Annotated in this window: 12 protein-coding genes; 8 read left to right on the top strand and 4 right to left on the bottom strand. The window is 43.1% G+C overall.

The window, feature by feature from the left end:
- Positions 1 to 58: 58 nt before the first annotated feature.
- Positions 59 to 2,035: a molecular chaperone DnaK gene (gene dnaK, locus AC6RV6_RS05035; protein WP_500239452.1), complete on the bottom strand. Its 1,977-nt coding sequence runs from the start codon at positions 2,033 to 2,035 to the stop codon at positions 59 to 61.
- A 111-nt stretch (positions 2,036 to 2,146) separates the two neighbouring features.
- Positions 2,147 to 3,109 carry a nucleotide exchange factor GrpE gene (gene grpE, locus AC6RV6_RS05030; RefSeq protein WP_500239451.1) on the bottom strand — a complete coding sequence of 321 codons (963 nt, stop codon included), beginning with the start codon at positions 3,107 to 3,109 and terminating at the stop codon, positions 2,147 to 2,149.
- A 608-nt stretch (positions 3,110 to 3,717) separates the two neighbouring features.
- Between grpE and AC6RV6_RS05025 the strand changes: the two genes are divergently transcribed.
- From AC6RV6_RS05025 to AC6RV6_RS04990, 8 genes are all read left to right on the top strand, one after another.
- Complete coding sequence (locus tag AC6RV6_RS05025; RefSeq protein WP_500239450.1) at positions 3,718 to 5,712, top strand: GspE/PulE family protein; 1,995 nt, start codon at positions 3,718 to 3,720, stop codon at positions 5,710 to 5,712.
- Positions 5,713 to 5,774: 62 nt separating this feature from the next.
- Positions 5,775 to 6,869, top strand: coding sequence for a type IV pilus twitching motility protein PilT (locus AC6RV6_RS05020; RefSeq protein WP_500239449.1), 1,095 nt, complete (start codon positions 5,775 to 5,777; stop codon positions 6,867 to 6,869).
- A gap of 102 nt (positions 6,870 to 6,971) precedes the next feature.
- Complete coding sequence (locus AC6RV6_RS05015) at positions 6,972 to 8,189, top strand: type II secretion system F family protein (protein ID WP_500239448.1); 1,218 nt, start codon at positions 6,972 to 6,974, stop codon at positions 8,187 to 8,189.
- Between the two features lie 9 nt (positions 8,190 to 8,198).
- Positions 8,199 to 8,822, top strand: a complete 624-nt coding sequence (locus tag AC6RV6_RS05010; protein WP_500239447.1) for a hypothetical protein — start codon at positions 8,199 to 8,201, stop codon at positions 8,820 to 8,822.
- A 159-nt stretch (positions 8,823 to 8,981) separates the two neighbouring features.
- The gene (locus tag AC6RV6_RS05005; protein WP_500239446.1) at positions 8,982 to 13,313 is read left to right on the top strand and encodes a WD40 domain-containing protein; all 4,332 of its coding nucleotides are present in this window, start codon (positions 8,982 to 8,984) and stop codon (positions 13,311 to 13,313) included.
- 105 nt (positions 13,314 to 13,418) lie between these two features.
- Positions 13,419 to 14,195: a FliH/SctL family protein gene (locus AC6RV6_RS05000; RefSeq protein ID WP_500239445.1), complete on the top strand. Its 777-nt coding sequence runs from the start codon at positions 13,419 to 13,421 to the stop codon at positions 14,193 to 14,195.
- A gap of 89 nt (positions 14,196 to 14,284) precedes the next feature.
- Positions 14,285 to 14,566: a hypothetical protein gene (locus AC6RV6_RS04995; RefSeq protein WP_500239444.1), complete on the top strand. Its 282-nt coding sequence runs from the start codon at positions 14,285 to 14,287 to the stop codon at positions 14,564 to 14,566.
- A 21-nt stretch (positions 14,567 to 14,587) separates the two neighbouring features.
- Positions 14,588 to 14,992 carry a type II toxin-antitoxin system VapC family toxin gene (locus tag AC6RV6_RS04990; RefSeq protein ID WP_500239443.1) on the top strand — a complete coding sequence of 135 codons (405 nt, stop codon included), beginning with the start codon at positions 14,588 to 14,590 and terminating at the stop codon, positions 14,990 to 14,992.
- Positions 14,993 to 15,045: 53 nt separating this feature from the next.
- Here the strand turns inward: AC6RV6_RS04990 and AC6RV6_RS04985 are convergent, their stop codons facing one another.
- The gene (locus AC6RV6_RS04985; RefSeq protein ID WP_500239442.1) at positions 15,046 to 15,633 is read right to left on the bottom strand and encodes a TolB family protein; all 588 of its coding nucleotides are present in this window, start codon (positions 15,631 to 15,633) and stop codon (positions 15,046 to 15,048) included.
- Entirely contained in the window at positions 15,611 to 15,889 is a 279-nt protein-coding gene (gene pedR / locus AC6RV6_RS04980; RefSeq protein ID WP_500239441.1) for a photosynthetic electron transport-dependent transcriptional regulator PedR, read from the bottom strand. Before pedR ends, AC6RV6_RS04985 begins: the two co-directional genes overlap by 23 nt.
- Positions 15,890 to 15,964: the final 75 nt, after the last annotated feature.

The raw sequence follows: 15,964 nt of genomic DNA, 5'->3' as shown, positions 1-15,964 counted from the left end.
TGAGCTAAATCGCACTGGCCACGGGAAGCCAATGGCTAGAGAGCGATCGGGTGGGAAGTCAGTCAACGGGTTCGTAATCCGTGGCTGCAGCCTGTTCATCATCGTCAAAGTCGAAGCTGAACTCGTCTTCATCTTCTCCTCCTTCATCAGCAATAATTTCAGTGGGCTGTTCGCTAGCGGGAGCACTGGCTTCTTCCACTCGTTCAAATTCTTCGCTCGTTCCCTGATTGGCGCGATTGTACAAGTCGGTTCCCACGGACAAGACAGCCTGTTTGAATGCGTCGAGTCGTTCTTTGATTTCCTCAATGCTAAGGGATTCATCGGTAAGGGAGGCATTTAAAGCCATCCGCTTTTCTGCTGCTCTCACTTTCAGATCTTCGCGAATCAACTCGGCATTTTCTTTGAGGGTGACATCGTGGGTATAGGCAATGCTGTCCGACTGATTTTTTAAGTCTACCAATTCCATGCGCCGGCGATCTTGTTCGGCATAGCGCTCGGCTTCCGTTCGCATTTTTTCCACTTCCGAGGTACTCAAGCCCCCTGTGTTGGTAATGCTGACACTTTGTTCTTTATTGGTGGCTTTATCTTGAGCGGATACGCGCAAAATGCCGTTGACATCAATTTCAAAACTGACTTCGATTTGCGGTACACCTCGAGGAGCGGGCAAAATTCCCGTAAGGAGAAATTTGCCTAAGCTTTTATTATCTCGTGCCATTGCCCGTTCTCCTTGGAGAACGTGAATTTCTACGGAGGTTTGCCCGTCGATCGCTGTGGAAAAAACTTGGGATTTGCTGGTGGGAATGGTGGTATTGCGATCGATGATTTTAGTAAAGACTTCTCCGAGGGTTTCAATGCCCAAAGATAAAGGCGTAACATCGAGAAGAAGTAGATCTTCGACTTCGCCACCCAAAACCCCTGCTTGAATGGCAGCACCGAGAGCAACGGCTTCATCGGGATTGACTGAGCGATCGGGTTCTTTGTTAAAAAACTTCCGAATGGCTTTGCCAATGGAGGGAATACGGGTGGAACCGCCTACCATGATGATGCGATCGATATCATCGGGTCTGAGGTCGCTATCTTTCAGGGATTGTTTGACCGGAAGGACTGTACCCTTGATCAATTCGAGGGCGAGTTCTTCAAATTTAGAACGCGCCAAATCCGTTTCGAGATGTTTCGGCCCGGTTTCATCGGCGGTAATAAAAGGGAGATTGATGGAAGTACTGCCGACGCTCGATAGTTCGATTTTGGCTTTTTCAGCCGCTTCTCTCAGGCGTTGCAGTGCCATTTTGTCATCACTGAGATCTGGACCTTCTTTTTCTTTAAAGTTTTCCATCATCCAGCGCACGATGACGTTATCGAAATCATCTCCCCCGAGGTGATTGTTGCCAGACGTGGCTTTTACTTCAAAGACCCCATCTCCAAGTTGGAGAATGGAAACGTCAAAGGTGCCTCCTCCCAAGTCAAACACGAGAATGTGTTGGTCTTGGTCTTGTTTTTCCAAGCCGTAAGCCAGTGCGGCGGCGGTAGGTTCGTTGATAATACGAAGAACTTCTAAGCCCGCGATCGTTCCCGAATCTTTTGTGGCCTGTCGTTGGGCATCGGTAAAATAAGCGGGAACGGTAATTACGGCTTGGGTAACGGGTTCCCCTAAAAACTGCTCGGCATCAGATTTTAGCTTTTGCAAAATCATGGCCGAAATTTCTTGGGGGGTGTAATTTTTGCCGCGAATCTGTACGTCAACGGTTTCATCTCGCCCTTTAATACATTTGTATGGCACGCGAGAGCGTTCTTCTTCGGTATCGTCCCAACGACGACCAATAAAGCGTTTGATACTGTAGACGGTATTTTCGGCATTGGTGACAGCTTGACGCTTGGCAAGCTGGCCGACCAGACGCTCCCCTGATTTGCCAAAACCGACCATGCTGGGGGTAGTGCGACCCCCTTCGGTGTTCTGAATGACAATGGGTTTTCCCCCTTCGAGAACGGCCACGCAGCTATTGGTGGTGCCTAGGTCGATACCGATGACTTTTCCCATAGCGATCGGGTTTTATAAGTGTGCAAGAGACTGGTTTATGTTTGGTCAGTTATCAGTTATCAGTTGTCAGTTATCAGTTATCAGTTATCAGTTATCGACACTGTTTGCTGTTCACTGTTCCGATGAGCTTTCGCTGCCCGAGTTAGAGTCTATATTACCCTCAGTTGAGGAATTTATTTCTTCTTCTAGGGCTGCAGCAACTTTGACCATGGCATGGCGCAAAACGCGATCGCCGATCATATAGCCACGAACTAATTGCTCGATCACTGCCCCTTCGGGATATTCGGCGGTTTGTTCCCGTAACATGGCTTCGTGATAATTGGGATCGAATTCTTGGCCTTCAGGGCGCATGGCAGACACCCCTAAGCGTTTGAGACAATCGACTAAATTTTTATAAACTCCTTGATAACTCTTGTGAATTCCCATCTCTCCATCATTAGCCGGGCGAATTTGCGATCGCGCCCGCTCGAAATTGTCCACCACAGGCAGGAGTTCGTTAATCGTATTGCGTTTGGCAAAAACTTCGAGATCTTCTTTCTCTTTTTGCGTCCGCTTGCGGAAATTATCAAAATCGGCAGCAATTCTCACCGATTGAGCTTTTACCGAGTCAGCCTGTTCGGTTTGTTTGGCCAATTGTTGTTTGAGAGACTCGATTTCAAGTTGCAGGGCTTCCATAATTTGCAATTGGGCAGCCTGAACTTGAGGGGGGGTGTCTCGAGCGGGAGCATCTCTTTCCTCTCCAGATACTCCGATTTCCGGTTGTGCAGAAGCAGAACCCATTCCCTCATTTGTCCCGTCAAATTCGAGATCTTTCAACTCGAGAGTTTCGCTCGGTAGGTCATCTAGGGTTTCATCTAAATGTTGGTTGCGAGGGTCTGAATTTCCAGATTTGCTTGGAGATTCAAGTTCGGATTCGCTTTTATTGGCGCTATTGCTTGCACTTTCTGGGGAGGTTTTGTCCCCCGGTGCATTTGTTTTTGTTGCGTTATTTTCCTTGACCCTATCTTCAGAGGTATCTAAGGATGCCTCTGCATGTTCTAAGGTTGTTTCTGACTGCTTTCGATCGTCGATCATCTTCTCTTAAATTGTGCCTTGAATTGAAGTCGCCAACTGCTACTGTAAAAATATACTTGAAAATATACTTGGGAAATAGGGCGATCGGGATAGCCCGATGGCGCTAATCGCCTTCGCGTTTCTCGAGGGAACGCTTTCCTGCTTTGAACTATCATACCGTCCTTTCTCTATCCTGACCTTGCAAACGTCAAGATTTCTTCTGAGGACTGGCTATCGCCTTCTTTGAGACCATTTCCCCGTGCCGCTTTGGACTGGGCAATGAGTCGATTGGGCGGAGGTCATGATTGACCCTAGCAATAGATTTACAAAACTTAGCACAAAAATTGGTGATTTTTCTCTGGTTTGGAATAAATCTATCGACCGTGTCAAGATTCAAAGTTATCATCATGGATAGTTGAGGCTTGAAGAGCGATCGCCTTTTGAGGTGGAAGGGGATGAGTCCGAGTCGCATCTCTCCCCATCGAACATACTTCTCAACACCGCTTTAGCAACTTCCCCTCGAGTCGGGGGAATGATTTAAGAAAGCTAAAGAAGAGAGGATAAAGTCTGGCGATCCACCATTTCCCAGTCCAAATCCCCATCATTTTGTCAGGAAATCCGCACCGACTATGACCCAATCACCATCCAGATCCTCGCGGCGTTCTCGCGCCCTCACAATTCGCAATGATTTTTCCCCGTTCGGCAATAAAATCATTCAAGCGGGTTTTGCGAATAACGAACAGATGAAGCAAGCCCTTGCTGAAACGCGCAAAAACGGTCGTCCCTTGACCGAGGCGATCGAGAATATTACGGGTCGCCAACTTACCCCAGAGCTACAGCGTCAATATAAAAAACAACAACTTTTCGAACTTAAAATTCTCTACGGAGTTGACTCCCTCGATCCGGAAATCGATGCCGCAGCTGACAACCAAATGGCCGACTTGATTGAAGCATTGATTCCCATTGATGTCTGTCGCCGCCATCAACTCGCTCCTCTTTCCAGAACAGAGGGGAATCCACCTTCAGTATTGGTGGCAATGGTCAATCCCGATAATCTCGAGGCGCAAGATGACTTGGGGCGAATTCTCCGCCCCCAAGGCATCAAGCTCCAACGCATGGTCATCGCTCCCCAAGATTATCAACAGCTTCTTGACAAATATTTAGACGAACAACTGAAACGAACAAAAGCAGCAGAAGATGCTAAAGCTGTTGATGTTAGTGGTTTAGTCGATGACTTGGGCAACCTCGAGGACGCTCCCGACGAAAATGAAGACGATCTGGGGGCAGCAGAAGATGCACAAGGTGCACCCATTGTCAATCTAGTCAATAAAATTTTAATGCGGGCGCTCAATGAAGATGTTTCTGACATTCACATCGAACCCCAAGAAGAAGAACTGCGGGTACGCTTCCGGAAAGATGGCGTTTTGCAGCAGCCCTTCCCCCCTGTTCCCAAAAAAGTAGCCCCCGCCGTTGCCGCCCGTTTTAAAATCATGTCTGAGTTGGACATTGCGGAAAAAAGAATGCCCCAAGATGGGAAAATTCGCCGGATGTACAAGGGACGCAAAGTTGATTTTCGCGTGAGTACCCTTCCCAGTCGCTATGGAGAAAAGGTCGTCCTGCGGATTTTGGATAACTCGGCCACTCAATTGGGGTTGGGGATGCTGATTTCCCATCAAGAATCCTTGGAGTTGGTGCGGGAGATGGCCAGTCGTCCTTTTGGCTTGATTCTGGTTACAGGACCCACAGGATCGGGAAAATCCACGAGTTTGTATTCCATTCTGGCAGAGCGCAACGATCCTGGAGTGAATATCAGTACCGCCGAAGATCCCATTGAATATTCTTTAGATGGAATTACCCAAGTTCAGGTGATTCGCGAAAAAGGCATGGATTTTGCCTCCATTCTGCGCTCTTTTCTGCGACAAGATCCCGATGTGATTCTGGTGGGAGAAACGCGAGATAAAGAAACAGCAAAAACGGCAATTGAAGCAGCACTGACCGGTCACTTGGTCTTAACTACCCTGCATACCAATGATGCTGCCGGTGCGATCGCTCGTCTCGATGAAATGGGGGTCGAACCCTTTATGATTTCTGGAGCGTTACTGGGAGTCCTCGCACAACGTTTAATGCGACGAGTTTGCAGCGAATGCCGCATTCCTTACGAACCCACTCGAGAAGAATTGGCGCGATACGGAATGTCTGCTTCTCAAGATGGCGAATTGACTTTCTACAAAGCTAACTTTGTTCCTACCGACCAACGTAACATCGATACCTGCGCCAAATGCGGCGGTGTTGGCTATAAAGGCCGGGTGGGGGTCTATGAAGTAATGCGGAATAGTGAGGAACTACAAGCTCTGATTAACAGCGGCGCACCCACAGAACGCATTAAAGAAAAGGCTGTTGAGGAAGGCATGATTACCCTGCTCGCTTATAGTTTGAATTTAGTCAAAGAAGGTAGCACGACCTTAGAAGAAGTCGATCGCGTTACCTTTACTGATGCAGGGTTGGAAGCCGAACTGAAAGCAAAGCGCAAGAGCGGTTTAACTTGTACGAATTGCTCGGCAGAATTGCAACCCGAATGGGTAGATTGTCCTTATTGCATGACCCCTCGTTTTGCAGCAGATTAACACAAGGGAGTCACTGCTAACAACTAACACTAATAACCAACAACTAATTTGGAGCAAAACTCATGGAATTAATGATTGAAGACTTATTGGAACAGTTAGTAGAAATGGGAGGGTCTGACATTCACATTCAAGCCGGAGCGCCCATCTATTTTCGCGTGAGCGGTCACCTGCAACCTTTCGGTGAAGAACCTTTGACCCCTCAAGAATCTCAGAAGTTAATCTTCAGTATGCTGAACAACAAGCAGCGCAAAGAAGTCGAGCAAAATTGGGAATTGGATTCATCTTATGGAGTCAAAGGTTTGGCTCGCTTCCGTCTTAATGTTTACAAAGAACGAGGATGCTGGGCGGCTTGTATGCGGGCTTTATCTTCTAAGATTCCTAATTTTGATATGTTAGGGCTGCCTGATATCGTCAGAGAAATGACTCAACGCCCTCGGGGAATGGTGTTAGTCACTGGGCAAACCGGATCGGGAAAAACAACAACAATGGCAGCGATGCTGGACTTGATCAATCGGACTCGTTCCGAACACATTCTTACGGTGGAAGACCCGATTGAATATGTTTTTCCCAATGTCAAAAGTCTCTTCCACCAACGGCAAAAAGGAGAAGATACGAAAAGTTTTGGGAATGCTCTTAAAGGAGCCCTCAGACAAGATCCAGATATCATTCTCGTCGGGGAAATGCGAGATTTAGAAACCATTGCTCTTGCCGTCTCCGCCGCAGAAACAGGACACCTCGTTTTTGGAACTCTGCACACCAATTCGGCGGCGGGGACGATCGATCGCCTTTTAGATGTCTTTCCCCCGGAACAACAACCGCAAATTCGGGCGCAAATGTCCCAATCTCTTTTAGCTGTCTTCAGTCAATGTTTGGTACAAAAAGCCAATCCTAAACCGGGAGAATTCGGACGGTGTATGGCTCAAGAAATTATGGTTGTTACGCCAGCGATCGCCAATTTAATTCGCGATGGCAAAACCGCCATGATTTACTCCGCTATTCAAACGGGGATGAAATTGGGAATGCAGACGATGGAACAAGCCTTGGGAGGATTTGTGAAAGAAGGCAAGGTTGCCTATGAAGAAGCAATGGGTAAAAGTGGCAAACCTGATGAATTACAACGGATTGTTGGTGCAACAGGAGGCGCGAAAAGACGTTAATTGTTGTTTGTTGTTCGGAATCCAACAACTAGAATCCAATAATGAGCAACCAATAACTAATTAATCAATAACTAATTAATCAATAACTAATAACCAATAACAATGCCTACATTTGTTGCTGAAGTTAAAGATTCCAAAGGCAATCTCGTTAAGGAAAAGGTGGCCGCCACCTCCCAAGAGCAAGCTCGCTTGATTCTCCAGAATCAATACAGTAGTGTTGGTGAAATCAAAGCGGCGGGTTTAAATTTAGACTTAGCCAGCCTGACGGAAAAACTGACTAGTGTTGGGGTTAAAGATAAAGCCGTCTTTTCTCGCCAATTTTCCGTTATGGTCAATGCCGGGGTAGCAATGGTGAGATGCCTGGGGATTTTAACCGATCAATGCCCCAATCCCAAACTCAAAAAAGCGCTCACGGGTATCAGTGCTGACGTGCAACAAGGAGTTAGCCTTTCCGAGTCCATGAGAAAGTACCCAGAGTGTTTTGACAAACTTTACGTTTCGATGGTAGATGCTGGAGAAATTGGGGGGGTTTTAGATCAAGTTCTCGATCGCTTGGCTGTCTTATTGGAAAATATGCAGCGTTTGACCAACCAAGTCAAATCGGCAATGTCTTATCCTGTTGCAGTTGGATCTTTAGCTGTCATTGTTTTCTTTGCGATGACGATCTTTTTGATTCCCATTTTTGCGGGGATTTTTCAGGAATTGGGGACAGAGTTACCCGCGTTAACAAAGTTAATGCTGTTTTTGAGCGGACAGTTTCGGAGTTGGCAGTTTTGGATTTTAGTGGGTCCGACTTTGTTTGGGGTAACAACAGCTTATAAGCTCTACTATAAAACCCCCCAAGGACAGTTTCAAATTGACAAATTCTTTTTAAATGCCCCCTTAATCGGCGATTTGAATCAAAAAACGGCGGTTGCTCGATTTTGTCGGATTTTTGGGACTCTAACGCGATCGGGGGTTCCGATTCTCAATTGTATGGATATCGTGCGCGATATTGCCGGGAATCGGGTACTCGAGCTTTCTATCGAAAAAGCAAAAGCCGAAATTCAGCAGGGGGGAATGATCAGCATTGCTCTGGAAAAAGAAGGGGTATTTCCTCCGCTTGCCATTCAAATGATGAGTATTGGCGAAGAAACTGGGGAATTAGACACCATGATGATGAAAGTTGCGGACTTTTATGAAGATGAAGTCGAACAAACAGTTAAGGCTTTAACCAGTGTCATCGAGCCGCTAATGATGGTAGGCGTTGCGGGAATTGTTGGCGTGATCTTGCTGTCGATGTATTTGCCCATGTTTGCCGTGTTTGATGAATTAGGTTAACGAAGGATTATGTCTGTCAAACAGTTTGCTTACGAAACTCTCCTGACGCAATATAGCGATCGCGATGGTGCGATCGCTCTCCTGCGGCAATACCGGCCTTATTTAGAAATGATTCCCAGTTTGCGCCGTCCCCTCGAGAGTGTCATTGTTTTACCTCTACCGGTAGCACGCATTCGCCGACCGAAAACGGGGGAAAATGCCAACAATCGTTTTACTCCCAATACGGCGACCCAATTACCTTGCGATCTGGCAATTCTCATGTGCGACCCGGAATGGAAGGTGAAAATGGGACCGGAAATTTTAGTGTTTATTCATCGTCCCCATGAAGATTTTTCCGATCTCTTGATGCGGTGGCGACAGACTCAGATGTATTTGGATAAGGATTATGAATGGTTGATGCCTCATTGCTATGAGGATATTATTTGTGAGGGTACAGATAAGTTGTATCCACTTTTTATTCTCTCTTCTGATAGTCCGGGACGGATTCTTAAAGGTTTGGCTGGCGCTCACCTTCCTTATGTGGTTCAATCTACATCCACTATGCCTTTTGATGACGAGTCGATTGAATTTTTGGATAAGCCTCTCGAGTCTTTATCAATTGAAGATGGTCTGGAAATTGAAGAATGGGAATAAGTTATTTAAGAGTTAGAAAATGCGATCGCGTTTACTGAAATTTTCGGATAAACGCGATCGCATTTTTCCGATTTTGGTAAAAAGTGAAAATTTTTGCTTAAAATGAATAACTAAAACGAGGCGATCGTAGTCTGAAATGAATTTATTGTTTTTTGAACAATGTTTATTATTGATGACATTATTAGTGAGTTGGTTTCTGTTGGATTAGAAAAGGTCAAAGACGGATTTTCTCGCAATCCACAGATTATCAAGTTATTGAAAAAGTTTAATCTCAAACCTGATGAACCTCCTGAAGATTTTGAAGGGGTATATGTTTATACTTTAATTGAATATGGTGTCGGAAAACCAGAAGTAATTCTCGAACTATTTGCTCAAAAAGAAATTAAAGAGGCGTTTAGTCAAGCATTTGAAAAAGACGATCCCAATATTCTTTTGCAGAAGGGAGAAGACTATATTCAGAGTTATGCTTTGGGAGATAAAATTAGAACCCAAGGAATCAGTTATCAGCGCGAATTTGCTGAGTTTAGCGCTATGTTTATTGAGGTGGCGAAGCGTGTTAGAACGCCTGCTGAAGTGTTGCTTGCCCACAAAGTTAACAATATACAAGAAAGTATGGAAGAAGTGCGATCGCGGCTTCAACAAATTGACTCTCTTGGGGAAATGCGATCGCAACTTCAGCAACTCGTGCAATCTTATCAAAAATTGTTGCCTTCTGGAACAGTAAAACAGGAAACAGAGTTGGCGAAAGAATTGCGGGAATGGTTTACGACTTTGGGTTATCGTTTTGAGGGTTATGAGGTTATAGAGGAAGAGTATTTTGAGTGGATTATTAATATTTCCAAGCGACGAGGGTATGACCGCATTTTGGTGCGAGGAGTGGATGGAGAAGCGGGAATTAAAGATATTAATGAATTACAGGAAATTGTGGCGACAAACAAGACAGATGAGGGATGGATTATTGCACCTCGTCGGGTTAGCCGTGCCGCGAGAAATGAAGTAAAAAAGGAAGAAAATCGCAGTATTTTTTGCTACACTTTCGATGAATTATTGGATGACGTGGCGGATTTTAGCGGTTATTTTAAGTGGTTAGAGAATGAGGTTAAAAGTCGCAAAGTTGATGCAATTTATGTACCTCTTGCTTGTACGAAAGAAGAAGTCGATCCCAATACTCATCAACGGATTGGCACGAGTTGTTACGAGGAAGAAGACGGCTGGATTGACGGTTATATTGATATGTGGTTGGACGATCCAGCAAAAGAACATATTTCGATTTTAGGAGAATTTGGCACAGGTAAAACATGGTTTGCATTGCATTATGCTTGGATTGCACTAAAGCAGTATTTAAAAGCAAAAGAACGAGGCATTGAGCGTCCGCGTTTACCTTTGGTTATTCCTTTACGAGATTATGCCAAAGCGGTGACAGTAGAATCGCTTTTTTCTGAGTTCTTTTTCCGCAAGCACGAGATCGGTTTACCGGGTTATTCTGCTTTTGAACAACTCAATCGCATGGGTAAGTTATTATTGATTTTTGATGGCTTTGATGAGATGGCTGCGCGGGTCGATCGCCAAGCAATGGTGAATAATTTTTGGGAGTTAGCGAAGGTTGTCATACCGGGTGCAAAGGCAATTTTAACCTGTCGCACAGAACATTTTCCAGAGGCGAAGGAAGGGCGAAGATTGCTCAATGCGGAGTTACAAGCATCTACCTCTAATTTAACAGGAGAACCGCCACAGTTTGAGGTTTTGGAGTTAGAGAAATTTACAGATGAACAGATTAGACAGGTGCTTTCTTTTCAGACAGAAGCAAAAACAGTAGAGGAGGTAATAGAAAACGAACAATTATTAGATTTAGCGCGTCGTCCCGTGATGATAGAGTTAATCTTGGAGGCATTACCGGAGATTGAAGCAGGAAAAGCGATCGATATTGCGCGAATTTATTGGTATGCAATTCGTCGTAAGATGGAGCGAGATATTAAGACAGAACGCACATTTACTTCCCTCGAAGATAAGCTCTATTTTCTCTGCGAACTGTCTTGGGAGATGCTTTCAACAGATAGGATGAGTTTAAACTATAAGGAGTTCCCAGATCGCATTCGTCGTTGTTTTGGTACGGAGGTACAGGAGCAAAAAGATTTGGATCATTGGCATTACGATATGATGGGTCAAACAATGTTAGTTCGCAATGCTGAGGGAGATTATTATCCCGCACACCGATCGCTTTTAGAGTTTTTTGTTGCGTTTAAGTTTGCCGCAGCGTTGGGGGTTTTGGCGGCAGATTTTACCGAGATTGGGGATTTGTCGCGATTTGAAGTGCGATCGCTTTTACAGGAATCGTTTGGTAAAATGCCTCTAGCAAAGGCGGTAATCGATTTGATTTTACCGATGTTGGAGTCTGGGGAGGAGACAAGAGAGAAGTTATTAGAGGTGGTGCGGAGTACGAGAGGAAAAACAGTAGATGAGGTGGGATATTTGGGAGGAAATGCAGTGACGCTTTTGTTGCAATGCGATCGGTTTTCCTTGAATGGTTGTGATTTAAGTGGTTGTATTATTGTTGGAGTTGATTTTACAAAAGCGAATTTACATAATACAAATTTTTCTCAAACTTTTCTAACTAAATCAATTTTTCTTCAAGTTTCAGGACAAGTTTTTTCTACTGTTTATAGTCCAAATGGCAAAATAATAGCTGTAGGTTATAGTGATGGAGAAATAAAATTATTAAATTCTCGAGATCTGTCAGTTATTAAAGTTTTAAAGAATCATTGCTATATAGTTCGAGCCTTAAAATTTAGTTCAGATGGAAATAAATTAGCTAGTGCGAGCTATGATCGAAAGGCTATAATTTGGGATTTGGATATAGGATATTCAATATCTTTAACTGGTCATAGTTCTAATATTCGCTCTGTTGCATTTTCTCCAAATAGTCAATTTTTAGTAACAGGTAGCGAAGATAGTTCTATTAAAATTTGGTATACTGATACAGGCGCTCATTTTACTTCATTTAATATAGATAATGGATTTGTTCGTTCTGTTATATTTAGCAATGATAATAAACTTTTAGCCAGTAGTGGAGAAAATTATACAGTCAAAATTTGGGATTTTAAAAATTCTATCTGTATTGCCCATTTACAAGGACATCAAAATTGGGTAAAATCTATTTCTTTTCAACCAAATGGTCAACTTCTTGCTAGTGGAAGTCAAGATAATACAATACGTCTATGGGATATGGAGAAATATAAATGTATTAAAATTTTACAGGGACATTCTGGCCAAGTAAATTCAATTGAATTTAGAGCTGATGGTAAAGTTTTAGCTAGTAGCAGTTCGGATCGAACGGTTAAGTTATGGGATATTTCTACTGGGCAATGTTTGAGAACTTTGCAAGGATGTGACAATTGGGTTCAATCGATTAGTTTTCATCCAAGTGGCAAGATTTTAGTAAGCGGTTCTCAAGATCATTCTATAAAATTATGGGATACTCAAACAGGCCAATGTTTAAAAACAGTACAAGGTTATAGTAATTGGATCAGAACAGCTACTATTTCCCCTAATAACACAATTGTAGCAACTGGAGATCATGAAGGTTCATTAATATTATGGAATTTAAAAACTCGGAAACCTTTAAATTTCCTTGCAAAACATAAAGGTTCTATTTTGTCAGTAAAATTTCATCCTAATATGCCAATTATTGTTAGTGCTAGTGAAGATAAAACTCTCAAGCTATGGGATATTCAAACAGGGCTTTGTATTAAAATTTTATCAGGTCATTTTGATGGTATTCTCTCAGTTACATTTAATGATGATGGCACATTAATAGCAAGTGGCGGAGAAGACGAAACAATCAAAGTTTGGCAAACAGATAATGGTCAGTGCATAAATACTTTCAAAGGGCATATAGGTAAGATTTGTTCTATTTTTTTTCATGCTGATAGTTCTATAATAATTAGTCAAAGTGAAGATTGTACTGTAAGATTTTGGGATATAAAAACAGGTCAATGCCTTAAGATTTTAGGGAAAAATATTTATTGGTCAAAACAAATTTCTTTAAATCCTGTCAAGCAAAATTTTGCTAGTTGTGGTGATGACTATACTGTAAGAATATGGGATTTTTCTGGGAAGCAATGTCTTCAAAAATTTACAGGTCATGTCAGTCAAGTTAAATCTTTGTCTTATAGCAATAGTGGAAATTTTATAGCAAGTGCAGGAGAAGATAGTAATATAAAAATATGGGATATTCAAACTGGTCAGTGTCTTCAAACTTTCAAGGGACATACAAGAAATATTCTTTCAGTTTCTTTTAGTCTTGATGAGCGATTAGTTGCGAGTGGTTGTGAAGATGGTACAGCTAGAATTTGGGAGATTTTAACTGGTGAATGTGTGGCAATTTTTACACCTCCAAAACCTTACGAATTTATGAACATCACTGGAGTTCAAGGATTAACGGATGCAGAAAAAGCAACGTTAAAAACATTAGGTGCGGTAGAAAACTCGTAATATTGAAAAAATATTCAAGCAGTATTAATGTTAGATATTGAATTGCAATACGAGCGATCGCACTGCCATGAGTGAAAATGAACCCCATGCCGAATATGAATCCCCATGGAAAGATGCCATCACTCTCTATTTTCAACCCTTTCTGGCGTTTTTCTTTCCGCATATCCGCGATGCGATCGCTTGGGATTATGGTTACGAATTCATCGAAAAGAGATTCTCGGCACAGAAACTTGCTTAAAATTTTCAACAGTTAAACTTCTCGACTATAGTGCCAAAACTCTTGTTGAAAGTAACAACCCTTTTGCCGTTATCGTTACAGCGCATCGGGAAACTCAAAAAACGAGCAAAGACCCCTGTAATCGCTATCGAGAAAAAATCCAAATTGCCAAAACTCTCTATCAACGCGGTTATCAAAAACAAGATATCCTAGAGTTATTCCGGTTGATTGACTGGATGATGGCGCTACCCCCAGCAATAGAAAAAGAATTCACCGCAGAAATTCAACGTTATGAGGAAGAAAACAAAATGCCATATATTACCAGTGTCGAACGTTTAGCCATTGAAAAAGGCCGCCAACAAGGACTCGAACAAGGACTCGAACAAGGTTTAGAGAAAGGACTCAAACAAGGACTTAAACAAGGATTCAACCAAGGAATCGAACAGGGTCGCGATCGGGGAATTTTGCAAAAAAGTCGGGAAGATATTCTCGAAGTACTGCGAGTCCGTTTTGAAACCATACCCGAGGAATTAATGAAAGCGATCGCACCCATTCAAGATGAGGCCATTCTCTCCGATTTGCTGCGACAAGCTATTACCATCGATTCGATCGCTAAATTTCAGGAGATTATCAATGCTTTAAAACGCGATCGCACTAAAAACTAATTGCTAAAGCAACAGCAAAATCGATCGCGATCGCCGCTATGATAAGCGATCGCAGCTATAATAAGATTATTCTAACTCAAGTAAAACTCATGCAATCTGTTCGAGGAACGATTAAAAATGGAGTCATTCATCCAAGCAAACCCATTCAAGGATTTGATGGTGAATCAGTCACCATCGTATTTTCCAACTCAATATCAGAACCAACAAATCCTCATTTTGACGAGTCTCTATCGGATGCGATCTCGTGGGACGATAGCACTTGGGATGAACTCGATCGCTTAATAGAAGAATATTCCATCGATACGGGAATTCAAGATTTAGCACATCAACACGATTATTATATTCACGATACGCCAAAACATATCTCTTAAGTCTGGGAAATCTAGCACTGAATGAAAGTATTTGTCGATACGGCCGCATGGATTGCATTATTTAACCGACGAGACGATCTACACGACCGCACCCTCGAAGTTCGGAGAAGATTACAACAACAAAAAGCCAGTCTGGTAACGACAGAATTTGTATTATTGGAAGTCGCTGACGCATTTTGCAATCTACCGCGTCGCACAAATGCAATTCAATTTATTGATGCTTTACTAAAATTACCTCAATTAGAAATCGTGAAAGTTAGTCATACTTTGTTAATTCAAGGATGGGAACTTTATAAAAAACGCCCAGATAAAGAATGGAGTTTAACAGATTGTATTAGTTTTATCGTCATGACAGAACAAGGAATTTCACAAGCATTTACTTCCGATCGCCACTTCCAACAAGCAGGATTTAGCAAACTTTTATAAATCTTGTACACAACTTAAAATGAGCGATCGCAGAAAATCCCCCATTTTTCCTCTTATTCCTCCGGTGCAGATTCAGGAAGATTCGGCGCAGAATTCGAGAAAGGGGTGGGATTCGATCGCTCAATTTGCGCCCCGCGATCGTAAACCTCAATATCCCATTGTCCCGAACGATTAGTCTCAAAAGCAATAAAACGACCGTTGCCACTAATGGTAGGATGGCGAACTTCTCCTAAGAGATTGCGCGTAATCGTTTCAGTCTTGTAAGTCTTGCGATCGTAAACCATAATATCCGGCTTCCCCGATCGCTCGGAAACGTAGACAATATAGCGACCATCCGCACTAATATCCGGCTGATCTTGTAAGATTCCCTGTTGATTCAGCCCCGGAAGCGGCAATAACTGACGGCGTTGTAGATCGTAAACGTAGATTTGGCGATGATTGCGGCGATCCGAAGCAAAAACCACATAACGACCGTCATAAGAAAAACGAGGATGATTTTCCGCCGAAGTGCTATTGAGAGTTGCTCCCAAACGTTGGGTCGGTGGGGTAATAAAATTTTGGCGAGTGCAGGCGATCGCAAACAAACAGAAACCCCCTCCTAAAAGGAATTTACCGAAATTAGCGATCGCTTTCCTGTTCATTCAATTCGGGTAAAGTACAGCAGTTCACCTCATCAATGCACACTTTCCCCCATTGCAACGCCCAACGAACCAAAGCCACACGATTATCCGTAGATGTTTTGGTTAAAATATTGCTGATATGGTTGTCTACCGTTCGCTTGCTAATTTCCAACGTGCGAGCAATTTGATGATTAGTTAACCCCTTAGACACGAGTTCGATAATTTGGACTTCCCGTTCCGATAACGATACCGGCGATTTGAACTTACTTTCAGCCATAAAAACCCTACCTCTAGTTATTTTTACCTATCCTGTCTTGATTTTAGCCGAAACCCGAGAGTCCTCGCGTCTCCT

The organism is Spirulina sp. LEGE 11439 (genome assembly GCF_059821285.1).
Note: the sequence above shows the minus strand (reverse complement) of the source record. Positions and strands in the feature narration are given on the sequence as shown.

What these genes read in the sequence shown, in the direction of transcription:
- pedR (WP_500239441.1), bottom strand. Translation starts at nt 15,889, where the DNA reads ATGGCTGAAAGTAAGTTCAAATCGCCGGTATCGTTATCGGAACGGGAA.
- AC6RV6_RS04990 (WP_500239443.1), top strand. Translation starts at nt 14,588, where the DNA reads ATGAAAGTATTTGTCGATACGGCCGCATGGATTGCATTATTTAACCGA.
- AC6RV6_RS05010 (WP_500239447.1), top strand. Translation starts at nt 8,199, where the DNA reads ATGTCTGTCAAACAGTTTGCTTACGAAACTCTCCTGACGCAATATAGC.
- AC6RV6_RS04985 (WP_500239442.1), bottom strand. Translation starts at nt 15,633, where the DNA reads ATGAACAGGAAAGCGATCGCTAATTTCGGTAAATTCCTTTTAGGAGGG.
- grpE (WP_500239451.1), bottom strand. Translation starts at nt 3,109, where the DNA reads ATGATCGACGATCGAAAGCAGTCAGAAACAACCTTAGAACATGCAGAG.
- AC6RV6_RS05020 (WP_500239449.1), top strand. Translation starts at nt 5,775, where the DNA reads ATGGAATTAATGATTGAAGACTTATTGGAACAGTTAGTAGAAATGGGA.
- AC6RV6_RS04995 (WP_500239444.1), top strand. Translation starts at nt 14,285, where the DNA reads ATGCAATCTGTTCGAGGAACGATTAAAAATGGAGTCATTCATCCAAGC.
- AC6RV6_RS05015 (WP_500239448.1), top strand. Translation starts at nt 6,972, where the DNA reads ATGCCTACATTTGTTGCTGAAGTTAAAGATTCCAAAGGCAATCTCGTT.
- dnaK (WP_500239452.1), bottom strand. Translation starts at nt 2,035, where the DNA reads ATGGGAAAAGTCATCGGTATCGACCTAGGCACCACCAATAGCTGCGTG.
- AC6RV6_RS05005 (WP_500239446.1), top strand. Translation starts at nt 8,982, where the DNA reads ATGTTTATTATTGATGACATTATTAGTGAGTTGGTTTCTGTTGGATTA.
- AC6RV6_RS05000 (WP_500239445.1), top strand. Translation starts at nt 13,419, where the DNA reads ATGGAAAGATGCCATCACTCTCTATTTTCAACCCTTTCTGGCGTTTTT.
- AC6RV6_RS05025 (WP_500239450.1), top strand. Translation starts at nt 3,718, where the DNA reads ATGACCCAATCACCATCCAGATCCTCGCGGCGTTCTCGCGCCCTCACA.